This is a genomic window from Achromobacter sp., assembly GCF_049647645.1.
In the GTDB taxonomy this organism is placed as follows: Bacteria; Pseudomonadota; Gammaproteobacteria; order Burkholderiales; family Burkholderiaceae_B; genus Achromobacter.
The window spans coordinates 1-14,894 of the sequence record NZ_JBARYB010000099.1; the positions used below are offsets into that span (position 1 = coordinate 1).

The 14,894-nt window shown below is 67.0% G+C and carries 7 protein-coding genes; 2 read left to right on the top strand and 5 right to left on the bottom strand.

Features of this window, described 5'->3' with window-relative positions; translation table 11 throughout:
- Positions 1–172: 172 nt before the first annotated feature.
- A complete protein-coding gene (gene ftsY, locus WBB14_RS11740) occupies positions 173–1,252 on the top strand; it encodes a signal recognition particle-docking protein FtsY (RefSeq protein WP_424240054.1) in 1,080 nt (359 codons plus the stop codon).
- A 79-nt stretch (positions 1,253–1,331) separates the two neighbouring features.
- On the opposite strand, the gene WBB14_RS11745 is transcribed toward ftsY, so the two are convergent.
- Complete coding sequence (locus WBB14_RS11745; RefSeq protein ID WP_424239965.1) at positions 1,332–2,990, bottom strand: CHAD domain-containing protein; 1,659 nt, start codon at positions 2,988–2,990, stop codon at positions 1,332–1,334.
- A 343-nt stretch (positions 2,991–3,333) separates the two neighbouring features.
- On the opposite strand from WBB14_RS11745, the gene WBB14_RS11750 reads away from it, so the two are divergent.
- A complete protein-coding gene (locus tag WBB14_RS11750) occupies positions 3,334–11,187 on the top strand; it encodes an autotransporter-associated beta strand repeat-containing protein (protein ID WP_424239966.1) in 7,854 nt (2,617 codons plus the stop codon).
- 87 nt (positions 11,188–11,274) lie between these two features.
- Here WBB14_RS11750 and phnE (WBB14_RS11755) read toward each other — a convergent pair whose 3' ends face one another.
- The 4 genes from phnE (WBB14_RS11755) to phnD are packed head-to-tail and all read right to left on the bottom strand — an operon-like array spanning position 11,275 to position 14,752.
- Complete coding sequence (gene phnE / locus WBB14_RS11755; protein WP_424239967.1) at positions 11,275–12,099, bottom strand: phosphonate ABC transporter, permease protein PhnE; 825 nt, start codon at positions 12,097–12,099, stop codon at positions 11,275–11,277.
- Entirely contained in the window at positions 12,096–12,980 is an 885-nt protein-coding gene (gene phnE, locus WBB14_RS11760; RefSeq protein WP_424239968.1) for a phosphonate ABC transporter, permease protein PhnE, read from the bottom strand. Before phnE (WBB14_RS11760) ends, phnE (WBB14_RS11755) begins: the two co-directional genes overlap by 4 nt.
- Positions 12,977–13,747 (bottom strand): phosphonate ABC transporter ATP-binding protein, encoded by a 771-nt coding sequence (gene phnC / locus WBB14_RS11765; protein WP_424239969.1) that lies wholly within the window; start codon positions 13,745–13,747, stop codon positions 12,977–12,979. Before phnC ends, phnE (WBB14_RS11760) begins: the two co-directional genes overlap by 4 nt.
- A 6-nt stretch (positions 13,748–13,753) precedes the next feature.
- Positions 13,754–14,752: a phosphate/phosphite/phosphonate ABC transporter substrate-binding protein gene (gene phnD / locus WBB14_RS11770; protein WP_013396167.1), complete on the bottom strand. Its 999-nt coding sequence runs from the start codon at positions 14,750–14,752 to the stop codon at positions 13,754–13,756.
- Between the last annotated feature and the right edge of the window lie 142 nt (positions 14,753–14,894).

Below are 14,894 nucleotides of genomic sequence, written 5' to 3' on the forward strand. Positions count from 1 at the left end.
GGCCGCCGCCGCGCCGGCCGTCATTGCCCCGGCTGCCGCCGTTCCGGCTGCAACGCCTGTTGTTCCGCCGCCTGTTGCTGCGTCGCATGAAGCGCCGGCTGTAACGCCCGCGCCGGCTGCGCCCGCAGCGTTTTCGCCGGCGCCCGCTCAGGCATCGTCGCCGGCATCTGTTCTGGCGCCGGCACCTGTTCCGACGCCAGCGCCTGCCCCGGCAGCGGCTCCCGCACCTGTCGCGGTTTCCGCGCCAGCGGTAGCAACGCCGGCGCCGATCTCCGCTCCCGCGCCCGTTGCGGCTGCGCCGGCCGTACCGGCTCCCGAGCCCGTCGCTGAAGCCCCCAAGAAGGCCTCGTGGCTGTCCCGCTTGAAGCAGGGCCTGTCGCGCACGGGCCAGAGCATAGGCGGCATCTTCGTCGGCGTGAAGGTTGACGAGAACCTGTTCGAGGAACTCGAATCGGCGCTCATTATGGCCGATGCGGGCCTGGAGGCCACCGAAAAGCTCCTGACCGCGCTGCGCGCCCGGGTCAAGAAGGAACGCATCGAGGATCCGGCCAAGGTGAAGACGGCCCTGCGCCAACTGCTGGCTGACCACCTGCGCCCGCTGGAGCGCGCCTTCGACCTGAAGCGCACCCAGCCCCTGGTCGTCATGATCGCCGGCGTCAACGGCGCCGGCAAGACCACTTCCATCGGCAAGCTGGCCCATACCTTCCAGCGCCAGGGCGCCAGCGTGTTGCTGGCGGCGGGCGACACGTTCCGCGCAGCCGCGCGCGAGCAGCTCGTCGAATGGGGCAGCCGCAACAACGTGACGGTGATCTCGCAGGACGGCGGCGATCCGGCCGCAGTGGCGTTCGACGCCGTCAACGCGGGCCGCGCGCGCGGCATCGGCGTGGTGATGGTGGATACCGCGGGCCGTCTGCCCACGCAGTTGCATCTGATGGAAGAACTGAAGAAGATCCGCCGCGTCATCGGCAAGGCGGATGCCGCCGCGCCGCACGAGGTACTGTTGGTGGTGGATGGCAATACCGGCCAGAACGCCTTGGCGCAAATCCGTGCCTTCGACGCCGCCATCACTCTGACGGGCCTGGTCGTGACCAAGCTGGACGGCACCGCCAAGGGCGGCACGCTGGCCGCGGTGGCTGCGGGCAGCCAGGGCGTACGCCCGATTCCGGTGTACTGGATCGGCGTGGGTGAAAGCCTGGAAGACCTGCAGCCCTTCGTGGCGGACGAGTTCGCCGGGGCCTTGCTGGCGGATTGAGGCTCATCGGTCCGGCGCGCCAGCGTCGGTCCAAACAAAAGGGACGGCGCTTGCCGTCCCTTTTGCATTCAAGCCCGCATCACTTCCAGAATGGTTTGCTGGCGGCCAGGTCGTCGAAGGCTTTCTGCGCGTCGTCCGCCAGTTCTTCCAGGCGGGCGCTGATCCAGCCCAGGGCGAACCAGGCTTGCGGATGGGTGGCGGTACACGACTCGTAGTAGTCCTTGGCCACCGCCAGGTCGTTGATTTCGCCCAGCACGTCCTGCACGCGCGACAACAGCTTGCGATAGCCGCGCAGCTTGCCCGAGGGCAGCAGCGATTCCGAGAACGCCAGGCAGTAGCGCAGGCGCTTGCCGCGCTTGCGCAATTCGTGGCGCGTGGGGATGTCCAGCGTCGCGAACTGCGTGCCCTGGTCGGCCACCTTGCTGTGCCAGCGATGCAGGCGCCGCGCGAGCTGTTTGTGCAGGCGCTGCGGATCGGGTTCGGGCGCCAGCATCGGAATGATGGTGGGCCTGATGCTGGGGCCGGCCACGCCGCCTTCCAGCCGGATGGCGGGTTCGGGCGCGCTGTCGCTGGGCGTGCCGTTGGCAATGGTCTGGCTGTCCGCGGCGGGTAGGGCCGGCGGCACGTCCAGGCTCCATTCCAGCAGCTCCAGCAGCCAGGCCTGGAAGGCCTTGCCGCCGGCGATGCTGCGGGCGTCCTGTTCCGGGGGCGCGGCTTCCATGGGAATGACCGGCATGCCCGCGCGCATCAGCGCGGGCGCCACGGTTTCATTCAGCACGTCCTGGTCGCGGTTGGCGCCGAAGGCGGCGAAGTGCGTGCGCACGCCTTGCAGCAGGGCGTCCGGAATCGGCGCGATCCAGCCGTCGAACAACTTCCAGGCCGAACGCAGCCGGCGCACGCCCACGCGTAGCTGATGCACGTGTTCGGAGTTGCCGGCGCGGTACACGCCTTCGGTGTCGACCTCGGCCAGCGCCGCGGCGTTGCGCGCGATCTGGTCCAGGCATTCGGCGGCGATGCGCGCCATGGCCTGGGGCGCCGTCATGTCTTCGCGCAACTTGACCGATGCCGCGCCGCGCGGCGCCCAGAATTGCGCGATGGCCTGCGCGCGGCGGGCTTCGATGTCGTCGCCGGGGATGGCGTCGGTGTCGGCCAGGCGCTGCGCCAGCTGGGCCAACGCGTCGCCGCGCTCGGACTTGCTGCGCGGATCCAGCACCAGGCTGTGGCGCTGCTGCCAGCCGCGCGCCGCCGCGAAGATGGCGGCGGGGCGGCCCGACACCAGTTCGAATTCCAGTTCGGAGATCGGCAGTTCCAGCGCGCCGGCGCGCAGGATGCCGGTGTCATAGGCCAGCTCCACCGTGCCGTAGCGCGTGCGGACCTTGCGCAGCAGCCGCTGCACGTCGGTTTCGTAGCGCAGGCCCAATTCGCCCTTGACGGCAGCCAGCGCGGCTTCGACTTCCGTGCCGGCATACACAGACAGGTCCAGCACCGGGCCCGGGCGCGGATGGTTGAGTTCGATGCGGGTAATGGCATTGATGCCGGGCATCTTCAGCGTTTGCACCCAGTCGCGGCCCTCCTGGCGCAGCCGGATGGCGATGCGCGCCCGCGCAAGCTCGCGTTCCGGCGTATCGAAATACATGGCATGCAAGCGGATGCGGGTCGCCTCGCGCTGCTTGACCTCACGCTGCACCGCCTGGCGCGAAGCCGCGGGCACGTGCAGTTTCAATTCCTGTTCCGACATGGCGGCGAGTGTCCAACGGCAAAAGCCGAGATCTTAATCAAACGAAGGGAGGGATTTGATGACCGGTCATATTTATTTCACATGGAGCATAGACGTGTTTGCGGCGCATCAACAACCGGGCGAAGGGGGAAGCGCCTTGACCAGCGAAGGGTCTGTTGGAGGCGCAGTCGCCATATGTCCTGGCGCCGGCACCGATCCTGAAATTACCTAGTTTCAGTGATATGCAATGTTACGGATCGCTTTTCTAATTGTAATTGGCGGGTAACGCGCTTCGCAGCCCGGTTTCCACGCGCGTCCGTCCGGCAACTGTTCCTGCGGGCCCCGTTTACAGAAGAAGAGCCCAATGAATCATACGTATCGCATCGTCTTCAATCGCAGCGCAGGATTGTGGCAAGTCGCGAGCGAACATGCCCGCGGGCAAGGCAAGGGCGGTTGCCGCAGGGGCCGATCCCGCAGGCGCCTGCCGGTGACGGCGATGTTGCTGGCGGCCCTGGGCACGGCCGGCGCGGCACAGGCGGGGCCGACGGTCACTTCCACCGGCGATAGCACCCTAGGAACTTACTCGGGCTCTGGTGTCACGGTCGCCGCCTCGCTCGTCGTGGGCATATCCAGTGTGGGAACTTTGACCGTCGCCGATGGCGGCCTGGTGACAATGGTGTCCCCTTACACTGTGATTCTGGCCGACTTGGCCTCGGCTCACGGCACGATCAACGTCGGCGCGGCTCCCGGTGCGGCGCCCGCGGGCGCGGGTTTTCTGGCAACGTCGCAACTCGCGTTCGGCGCGGGCACGGGCACGCTGAACTTCAACACCAACAACACCCATGAATTCAACGCGGCGCTGATCAGCGGGGCGGGCACGCATCGGCTCAATCACTATGCCGGCACCACGCGGCTGCTCGGTGATAGCTCAGGCTTTTCCGGCAACACCACGGTATCGGGCGGGAACCTGTGGATACTCAACCGGCTGGGCACGACGGAAGGCAGGATCGACGCCGGCGCGGTGCTCGGCGCGACGGCAGCCGTCACGGTATCCGGCGCGGGCGCGGCCTGGGAGAATTCGGGCAATGTCTTCGTCGGCGGCGCTGGATCGGGCAAGCTCGCCGTCGAAGCTGGGGGCTTGGTTTCCAATCAGTTCGGCACGGTCAATGCCCCGGGCGGCGACATGGCCGAAGTGACGGTTTCGGGGGCGGGGGCCCGCTGGTTGAATAGCGCTGCCCTGTCGGTCGCCAACGGCGGGTGGGGCACAGTGTCCGTCCAGCAAGGCGGCTACCTGTCCAGCACCGACGGATACATCGGAAGCCAGGCAGGTTCCAACGGCAACGTCACGGTGTCGGGGGCGAACTGGATCAACATGGGCTTTCTCCGGGTGGGGGATATATCAGGGCGGGGTACGCTGGCTATCGGGCCGGGAGGGCTGGTTTCGAACACGGATAGCTACATCGGCAGCATGAACGGTACGGGCAACGTGGTCGTCAGCGGCGTCGGCGCTTCCTGGAACAATATCGGCGCGCTCAATCTGGGTTTCGGCCTCTCTTTCAGCTTTGGCACCGGCAGCTTGACGATCGCGGACGCGGGAACCGTCACGGCCGGCCCTGGCGGGACGGGGGTGGTTTCTCTGGCCAAGGAAGGCTTGTTCCCAGGATTGGGTACGACCGGCATGATCAACATTGGCGGACAGACATCCCAGGCCGCGGTGGCGGCCGGTACGCTCAACGCTTCGGCAATCGAATTCGGCAAGGGCAACGCCACCCTGAATTTCAACCATACAGATGCGGGCTATCGATTCTTGGTGCCGTTGAAGAGCACGGGCAACGGCATACACCAGCTGAACCAGATTGCCGGCTCCACCATCATGGAGGGCGATAGCTCCGGCTTCAGGGGCGCGACGAAGGTGTCGGGCGGCAAGTTGACCGTGACGGGCAAACTGGGCGGATCCGCCGAGGTGACGGGCGGCGTGCTGCAGTATGGCGCTGGCGCCACGGGCGCGGCCAACAGCCTGAGCGGCAACCTGAAAGTCTCCGGCGCCGGCAGCATGCTGGCGCTGCGAGGAGGCGCCACGCTTGGGGTCGCAGGCGATGTCGATCTGGCCGACGCCACCGTGTTGGACATCGCGGCCGGCGCGGGCAGTCCGTCATTGCAGGCAAACAAGGTCAAGCTGGGCGACGGCGTGGTGTTCAAGCTGAGCGGCATTTCCGACAGGAGCCAGCTCGACAAGGTACTGATCCAGAGCACGAACGGCATCGATGGTGATTTCAGCGGCGTGAGCGTGGGCGGTTTCACGGGCGCCGTCGATTACCTTACCGTCCACACGCGCAAATCCGCGGACGGCCTGCAGTATCGCGCCACCTACGATTTGAGCTGGACCGCCAACAACAATCTGGGCCATGGCACCTTCACGCTGGCCAACCCTGCGGACCGTTTCGACGTGGGTGTGGCGCTGTCGGACCAGGCCGCCAATGCCGCGACCGGCTGGGATGGCAACACGTTGACGAAGGCAGGAGCGGGCACTCTGGTGCTGAGCGGCAACAACACCTACAGCGGCGGCACGGTGATCGCCGGCGGTACGCTGCAGGTCGCAAACAATGCGAATCTGGGTTCCGGCGCGCTGACCTTCAGCGGCGGGACATTGGCGGTCACGGACTCTTTCGACACCTCACGCACCGTCGCGCTGGCGCAGCATGGCAGATTCGACGTGGCTGACGGCGCCGTGCTGGGCCTGACCGGCAGCGTGGCGGGGAGCAGCGACCTGATCAAGAGCGGCGCGGGCACGCTGCGCCTGGACAAGGCGAGCAATGCCTACGGCAATACCTGGATCCAGTCGGGTACGCTGATCGGCAATGCCGCTTCGATCTCCGGCGACGTCAGCAACGGTGGGAAGCTGGTGTTCGAACAGTCGATCAATGGCAATTTCTCGGGCAGCATCTTCGGGGCTGGCGCGCTCGTCAAGCAGGGTGCAGGTACGCTGGTGCTCTCCGGCGACCACGCCGCCTTCACTGGCAAGACGACGGTGTCGGCGGGCACGCTGGCCGTGCAGGGCGTGTTGGGCGGTTCGGCGGAGGTCACGGGCGGCATCTTGCAGTATGGCAATGGCGTTGCAGGCGCGGCCAACCGCTTGAGCGGCGACCTGAAGGTGAGCGCTGCGGGTAGCACGCTGTCGGTGCAGGGCGCAGCCACCTTGTCGGTGGCGGGCGATGTTGGCCTGGCTGACGGCACCGTGCTGGACGTCGACACCAGCGCGAACGGGCCGGTCCTGCAGGCGGGCAGCGTCACGCTTGGCGACGGCGTTGCTTTCCGGATCAACGGCATCACCGGCGCGGGGATGGCGGAAAAGGTTCTGATCGATACCCGTACCGGTATCAGCGGGGACTTCGGATCCGTGAGCGTCGGCGGCTATTCGGGCGCGGTGGACTACCTTGCCGTCAACACGCGCAAATCGGCGGATCAACGGCAGTATCTGGCCAGCTATGGTCTGAGCTGGATGGCCAATAACGATCAGGCAGGCGGCACGTTCACGCTGACTGGCGCCACGGACCGGTTCGAGGCCGGCGCGGCGCTGACCGACCAGGCGCCCAATGCCGCGAAAGGCTGGAACGGCCGCAGCCTGACCAAGGCGGGCGCGGGTACGCTGGTGCTGAGCGGGAACAACCATTACACGGGCGGCACCGAGATCCTGGGCGGCACGCTGCAAGTGGCGCGCGACGAGAATCTGGGCGCGGCCTCGGGCGGGCTGGCTTTCAACGGCGGCACGCTGGCCGCCACGGACTCCTTCGACACCGCGCGTGCCGTCACGTTGGCGAACTCAGGAACCTTCGACGTGGAGGATGGTGCCAGGCTGGGGGTCAATGGGCCAATCTCGGGCGGGGGGGGCCTCGTCAAGACCGGCGCGGGTACCTTGGCCCTGGGCTCAAGCAACAGCTACATCGGCGGCACGACGATTGCCGGCGGCACATTGCAGATCGAGAGCGATGCCAGCCTGGGGGCGCCAGTCAACCGTCTCTACATCACCGGCGGCGGGCTGGCGACGGCGTCGTCCTTTGATTTGTCGCGCGCCGTGACTTTGGGGGGGGCGGCGGCGGCGGGGTTCGACGTGGCAATTGGCACGTCGCTGGGCCTGACGGGTTCGGTGTCAGGCTCGGGCATGCTTGCGAAATCCGGAGCCGGCACGCTGGTGTTGAGCGGCAGCAATAGCTACACCGGCGGCACGCGCATCGATGGCGGCAGGCTGCAAATCTCCAATGATTCGAACCTGGGCGCCGCTGTTGGCGGACTGGCGCTTGATGGCGGCACGCTGGCCACCACCGACACCCTTGACATGGCGCGCGCGATCGCGCTGACGCGGCAAGGAAGTTTCGACGTGGCCGCCGGCACGGCGCTGGGCCTGACGGGCAAGGTGTCGGGCGACGGAGACCTGCTCAAGGCCGGCGCAGGCACCTTGCGCCTGGACAGCGGCGCCAATGCCTACGGCAATACGTGGATTCAGGCAGGCACGCTGGTCGGACATGCCGGTTCGGTCTCGGGAAATGTCGGCATTAACGGAACGCTGGTGTTCGAGCAGGCCGCCGATGCGAGCTTTGGCGGCGCCATTTCTGGCAGCGGCAATTTGATCAAGACCGGCGCGGGCACTCTGGACTTGGCTGGCAATCACGCCTCGTACACAGGCGAGACGACCGTGTCGCAGGGGCGGCTGATCGTGCAAGGCGTGCTGGGCGGTTCGGCCGCGGTGACGGGCGGCACATTGCAGTATGGCAACGGCGTCGCGGGCGCGGCAAACCGCCTGAACGGCGATCTCAAGGTTGCCGGCGGCACGCTGTCGGTGCAGGGGCCGGCCGTGCTGTCGGTGGCGGGTGATACCGATCTCGCCGACCGCACGGCCCTGGAGATCGCGGCGGCGACTGGCCACCCCGCCTTGCAGTCCGATCGCGTCTTGCTGGGCGATGGCGTGACGTTCCGGCTGGCGGGCATCTCCGACACGAGCCGGCTCGACCAGGTGTTGATCGATACCCGCCACGGCATCAGCGGAGACTTCGCGTCGGTGAGCGTAGGCGGCTTCACGGGCGCCGTGGACTACATGAGCGTCAATACGCGCAAGTCGGCGGACAATATGCAGTACCTGGCGACTTATGGCTTGTCCTGGAGCGCCGGCAACAACCTGGCGCACGGCACGTTCACGCTGACCAACGCCACGGACAGCTTCCAGGTGGGAGCGGCGTTGACGGATCAAGCCGGCAATGCCGCCAGCGGTTGGGACGGCAGGACCCTGACCAAGGTCGGCGTGGGCACGCTCGTGTTGAGCGGTGACAACAGCTATGGCGGCGGTACGACCATCTCGGGCGGCGTGCTGCAGGTTGGCCGCGACGCGAACCTGGGGGCGGCCACGGGCGGGCTGAGCTTCAACGGCGGCACGCTGGCGACTACCGGGACTTTCGACACTGCGCGCGCGATCACGCTGGGGCAGGCGGGCGGCTTCGACGTGGCAGCCGGTACCGCCTTGGGCCTGGCCGGCACGGTATCGGGTGGCGGCATGCTCATCAAGGCGGGGGGCGGCACTCTGGTGCTGAGCGGCAACAACACCTATGCCGGCGGCACGCGTATCGTTGGCGGCAGCGTGCGGATCGCGCAGGACGCGAGCCTGGGCGCGGCCTCGGGCGCGCTGATGTTCGACGGCGGCGCGCTGGCGACCACGGGGTCGTTCGAAACCTCGCGCGCCGTCCTGCTGGCGCAGTCGGGCAGCTTCGACGTCGCCGCAGACACGGTCTTGGGCCTGAACGGCACGGTGTCGGGAGGCGGCATGTTCGCCAAAACCGGGGCTGGCACGCTGGTGCTGGGCGGCAGCAATACCCACGCCGGTGGCACGCGGGTCGATGGCGGCACCTTGCAGGTCGCGCGGGACGCGAACCTGGGCGCAGCGGCTGGCGCGGTAGCGTTCGGCGACGGCACGCTGGCGACCACCGCGTCATTTGATACCACGCGCCTGATATCGCTGATGCAGTCGGGTCGCATCGACGTGGCTGCGGGCACGGTGCTGGGCCTGAGCGGCACGGTTTCGGGCGCTGGCGGGTTTGCCAAGCTTGGCGCCGGCACGCTGATCTTGAGCGCCAGCAACAGCCATGCCGGCGGTACCGCGATCGCAGGCGGCGTCTTGCAGGTCGCGCAGGACGCGAACCTGGGCGCGGCCGCGGGCGCGTTGACGTTCAATGGCGGCACGCTGGCGACCACGGGCAGCTTCGATATCGCTCGCACGGTCGCTCTGGCGCAGACAGGGACCTTCGACGTCGCCGCCAGCACGACGCTGGGCCTGACCGGCATGGTCTCGGGTAGCGGCAATCTGATCAAGACCGGGGCCGGCACGCTGCGCCTGGACAGCTCGGCCAATGCCTACGGCAATACGCTGATCCGGGACGGCATCCTGGTTGGCAATGCCGCTTCGATACTGGGCAACGTCGAAAACAACGGCACGCTGGTGTTCGATCAGGGCGCGAATGCGTCGTTCGGCGGCGCCATTTCCGGCAACGGCTCACTGGTCAAGAGCGGCGCCGGCACGCTGGGACTGACCGGCGACAGCTCGGGCTTTACCGGTAGCACAACGGTTCAGGGCGGCAGGCTCGCCCTGAACGGCAAGCTGGGCGGTGGCTTGAACATCGGTGCGGGCAGCGTGCTCGCAGGCGCGGGGACCGTGGGTTCGGGAGCCGGCTCGACGGTAACAGTGGCGGCCGGCGCCACGCTGGCGCCGGGCAATTCCATTGGCACGCTGACCGTCGATGGCGATCTCGTCATCGAGAGCGGCGCGCGCTACGCCGTGGAAACCAATCCGCGTGGCGCCGAGGCCGACCTCATCCATGTCACAGGCAGTGCCACAATCAATGGCGGCTCCGTCGCGCATATCGGCATCGACGGCGACTACGGACTGCGTTCCGTCTACACGCTACTGGCCGCTGATGGCACTTTGTCCGGCCGGTTCGACACGGTGACCTCCGACTATGCCTTCCTGACGCCGAAACTGGGCTACGACTACGGCGCGGGCCGCGTGTCGCTGGAATTGGCGCGCAACGGCACCGCGATGGCCTCGGCCGCCGACACGCGCAACCAGCGCGCGGCGGCGGGCGCCATCGACAGCATCGGCATGGCGGCGGGCAATGGGCTTTACGATGCGATCGCCGTGCTGCCGGACGACAAGGGTCTGCTGCGCGCCAGCTTCGACCAGTTGTCCGGCGAGATCCATGCATCGGCCAAAACCGTGCTGATCGAGGACAGCCGCTATGTGCGCGATGCCGCCAGCGAGCGCTTGCGCTCGGCCGTTGGCGCGGTTGGGGCGTCGTCGGTGCCGGTCCTGGCGTCCGCCGGGGACGGCGCCAGGCTGGCCGCGGCGACCGCAATGGGCCCCGCCAGCTGGATCCAGGGCATGGGTTCCTGGCGTCATATCGACGGCGACGGCAACGCCGCCCAGGTCAAGAGTTCGACCGGCGGCTTCCTGCTGGGGGTCGACGCGCCCGTGTCCGACGTTTGGCGGCTGGGCCTGATGGCCGGCTACAGCCGCACGGATTTCAACGTGCAGGATCGCTCTTCCTCCGGCGATAGCGATAACTACCACTTGGGCGCCTACGGCGGCGGCCAGTGGGGCGCGCTGGGCCTGCGTGGCGGCCTGACCTATAGCTGGCACGACATCGCCACGCGACGCTCGGTCTCCATGCCCGGCTATTCCGACCGGCTCAAGGCCAGCTACGACGGGCGTACCGCCCAGGTGTTCGCGGACCTCAGCTATCGCATAGACACTGGCGTTGCCGCGCTCGAGCCTTTCGCCAATGTGGCCTATGTCAATCTCAAGACCGACGGCTATGCCGAGAGCGGCGGCGCGGCGGCGCTGCGCGCGAACAGTCAGACCACCGAGACCACGTACACGACACTGGGTTCGCGGATCACGTCCGGCTTCGAACTGGGCGGCGCGCAAGCCACCGCCAAAGGATCGCTGGGCTGGCGCTATGCGTTCGGCGACTTGAAGCCTGTCGCCACCCAAGCCTTTGCCGCGGGCAATGCCTTTACGGTGGCCGGTGTGCCCATCGCCAAGAACAGCGCCGTGCTCGAGGCGGCGCTCGACGTGCAGGTCTCCCGCAAGGTCTCGTTCGATCTGTCGTACCAAGGGCAGCTGGCCAGCGGCGCCCAGGATCACGGTGTCAGGGCGGGCCTGAGCGTGCGCTTCTGATCGTTGCTGGCGTCCAGGGCTAGCTGCCAAAAAAAACCGCCCGTTTCCGGGCGGGGCAAAGGAACGCTGTAGAAATCCGCGGACGCGTCAGAGGATGCGTTTGCGGACTTGGGTGATGATGATTTCGGCCACCACGACCACGGCGAAGATGGCGGCCAGCACCAGCGCCACGCGGTCCCACTGGAACAGGTTCAGCGCCGTGTCCAGCGCCATGCCGATGCCGCCAGCGCCCACAAGGCCCAGTACCGCCGATTCGCGCACGTTGATGTCCCAGCGCAGCAGCACGATGGACCAGAAGGCGGGGCGGATCTGCGGCCAGTAGGCGTACCAGATCACCGATGCCTTGCTGGCGCCGGTGGCGGTGACCGCTTCGATGGGGCCGCGCTGGGCTTCCTCGATGGCTTCGCCCACCAGCTTGCCGACGAAGCCGATGGAGCGGAACGCAATGGCCAGCGTGCCGGCCAGGGCGCCCGGCCCGAAGATGGCGATGAACAGCAGCGCCCACACCAGCGAGTTGACCGAGCGGCTGGACACCAGGATCAGCCTGGCCAGCATGTTGACGGTCTTGCTGGGCGTGAGGTTGTTGGCCGCCAGCAGGCCCACCGGCACCGCCATCACCACGGACAGGATGGTGCCCAGCGTGGCGATGTGCAGCGTCTCGATCAGCGCGCCGTGCACGCCGTCCGGGTAGTAGGCCCAGTCTATCGGCCACATGCGCCGGAACAGATCGGCCATCTGCTCCGGCGCGTCGTACAGGAACTCCGGAATGACCTCGACGCCGCGGATCGCCTGCACGATGGCCGCGACCACCAGCAGGTAGAGTGCGAAGCGCAACAGGCGCTGGCCCATGCTGTAGCGCTGCCAGACGCGCGGCGAGCCCGCCGGATTCAAGGTGGAGGCATGGGCGTTCATTCGTCCACCTCCGCCTTGCGCTTGACTGGCGTTGCGCCGCTGCCGATGCCGCGCGCGCCGGCAAAACGGCCTTGCAGGATGCGGTCAAAGCCCAGGTTGTCCAGGAACACGGCGCGCACGAAGCCGGCCAGGATTTCGCCCAGCATGATGATGGCGATCAGGGTCAGCAGGATGGCGCTGACGAAGTCGTAATCGAAGCGCTGGAACGCCGAGAACAGCGTGCCGCCCACGCCGCCCGCACCCACGATCCCCACCATGGTGGAGTTGCGCAGGTTGGAGTCGAACTGGTAGGTCGCAAAGCCGATGAAGCGGGCGAACACCTGCGGCAGCACGCCGAAGATGATCACGTTGGCGAACGACGCGCCGGTGGCGCGCACGGCTTCCACTTGCTTCAGCGAAATTTCCTCGATGGCTTCGGTGAACAGCTTGCCGATGAAGCCGACCGAGGCCACCGTCAGCGCCAGGATGCCGGCCAGCGCGCCAAAGCCCACGGCCTTGACGAACAGGATGGCGACGATGACGGGGTGCAGCGCGCGGCATAGCGCCACGATGGCGCGGGCGGGCCACGAGACCCAGGTCGGCATCATGTTGCGCGCGCCCAGCAAGCCGATGGGCAGGGCGATGATGATGCCCAGCACCGAGGCCAGCACCGCGATTTCCAAGCTCTCCGCGATGCCCTTCCACAAGGTGGCGGGCTTTTCGAAGTTGGGCGGGAACATGCGCGCCAGGAACGTGGACGCGTGGCCCATGCCGGTTTCGAAGCGCGTCCAGCTGAAGTCCAGCTGCGCGCTTGCGTACAGCGTGTAGGCCAGCAGCAACAGCATGCCCGCCTTGGCGCGCCCGGACATGGCGAAGGGGCGGGCGCCTTTGGGTGGGATCATTCCAGCCAAGACTCGCCTCCGTAGATGGTCTTGAGCATGGCGGCGTCCAGCCCCTGGCCGTCGCCGTCATAGACCACGTGCCCGCCGGACATGCCGACGATGCGGGTGGCGTAGCGGCGGGCCAGTTCGACGTCGTGGATGTTGACGATGACGGGGATGCCCGTGGCGCTGCCCTGTTCGGACAGCAGCTCCATGATCTCGACGGAGGTCTTGGGATCGAGCGACGAGGTGGGCTCGTCGGCCAGCAGCAGCTGCGGGCGCTGCATCAGCGCGCGGGCAATGCCCACGCGCTGGCGCTGGCCGCCCGACAGCGCGTCGGCGCGCTGGTCGGCAAAGCCCGCCAGGCCCACGGTATCCAGCAGCTTGTAGGCGTGCTGGATATCTTCGGGGTCGAAGCGGCGCATCCAGGCCTTCACGGCGGAGGTGTAGCCCAGCCGTCCGGTCAGCAGGTTCTCCATGACCGTCAGGCGTTCCACCAGGTTGTATTCCTGGAACACCATGCCGATGCGGCGGCGCGCGCGGCGCAGCGACGCGCCACGCACGCGGGCCAGGTCCACGGTTCCATCCTGCGACTGCAGCACGATCTCGCCCTTGGTGGGTTCGATCAGCCGGTTGATGCAACGCAGTAGCGTGCTCTTACCGGTGCCCGAGGGGCCGATGATGGCGGTCAGCCCCTGTCCCGCGATCTGCAGGTCGATGCCGTTGAGTACCGGCCGGCCGGCCCGGTATTCCTTCACCAGGCCGGAAATGCGTAGCGACGTCGTCATACGGAATTACTTCTTGCTCTTGGCGGATTCGCGGTCGTAGGCGGCGCGGTTGAAGCTTTCGCCGCCGGATTCGGCGACCTGGCGCACGATGGCCCAGTCCTTCTCGTAGGTCACCGGATAGAAGCGGTCGGCGCCGTCGAAGGCCTTCGACATTTCCGCGGGGAAGCGGTAGTCGTAGAAGCACTTGAGCATCTGGTCGCGGAACTTGGGTTCCAGATCATGCGCATAGGCGAACGACGAGGTTGGGAACTTCTCGCTCTTGTAGATCACGCGGAAGTCGGCTTCCTTGACCTGGCCGCGCTCGACCATGCGCTTGAACACATCCGAGGCCACGGCGGCGGCGTCGTAGTCGCCGGAGTTCACGCCCATGACGGACTGGTCGTGCTTGCCGGAGAAGATGACCTTGTAGTCCTTGTCGGGGGTCAGGCCTTCCTTGGGGAACAACGCCACGGGCGCCATGTGGCCCGAGTTCGACGAAGGCGCGGTATGCGCGAGCTTCTTGCCTTTCAGGTCGGTCAGCTTCTGGTAGGGGCTGTCCTTTTTGACGATGACGATCAGGTTGTAGCCCTGGAAGCCGTCGGCGTAGCCCTTGACCGCGAACGGCACGGCGCCCGCGATGTTCACGGCGAAGGCGGTGGGGCCGGTCGAGAAGCCGCCCACGTGCAGGCGGCCCGAGCGCATGGCCTCGATTTCCGCGGCGTTGCTTTGCACCTGATAGAACACCACGCGCTTGCCCGTGCATTCGGACAGGTGCTTGGTGAAGGGCTTGAAGATGTCTTCGTAGACCGCCGGATCTTCCACTGGGGTGTAGGTGAACACCAGGGTGGAGGGCGTCTTCAGCTTGGCCGGATCGGTGGGCGTGTCGGCCACCAGGTCCTTGTTGGCGTCGCAGTACATCTGGTCCAGGTCGCCGCGGTTGGAGCAGGCGTCGGCGGCTTGCGCGGCGGACGCACCCAGGGCGAAGGCGGCCAGCGTGGCCGCCTGAAGCAGGCGCAGAGCTTGCATCTTGTGTCTCCTCTTTCTTTGTTTGTGTGACGTGTCACTTAATTCAACCTGAATTCAAACATGGAAGAGGAGGGGGCGCACTCGGGAAAGTCCCTGTGTTTCTTTTCGGCTTTTGTTCGTTTTTTTCGATTTATGTTCGTTT

Bases quoted from the DNA above. Each gene is read 5' to 3' on its own strand.
- WBB14_RS11750 (WP_424239966.1), top strand. From the start codon at position 3,334: ATGAATCATACGTATCGCATCGTCTTCAATCGCAGCGCAGGATTGTGG.
- phnD (WP_013396167.1), bottom strand. From the start codon at position 14,752: ATGCAAGCTCTGCGCCTGCTTCAGGCGGCCACGCTGGCCGCCTTCGCC.
- phnC (WP_424239969.1), bottom strand. From the start codon at position 13,747: ATGACGACGTCGCTACGCATTTCCGGCCTGGTGAAGGAATACCGGGCC.
- phnE (WP_424239967.1), bottom strand. From the start codon at position 12,099: ATGAACGCCCATGCCTCCACCTTGAATCCGGCGGGCTCGCCGCGCGTC.
- WBB14_RS11745 (WP_424239965.1), bottom strand. From the start codon at position 2,990: ATGTCGGAACAGGAATTGAAACTGCACGTGCCCGCGGCTTCGCGCCAG.
- phnE (WP_424239968.1), bottom strand. From the start codon at position 12,980: ATGATCCCACCCAAAGGCGCCCGCCCCTTCGCCATGTCCGGGCGCGCC.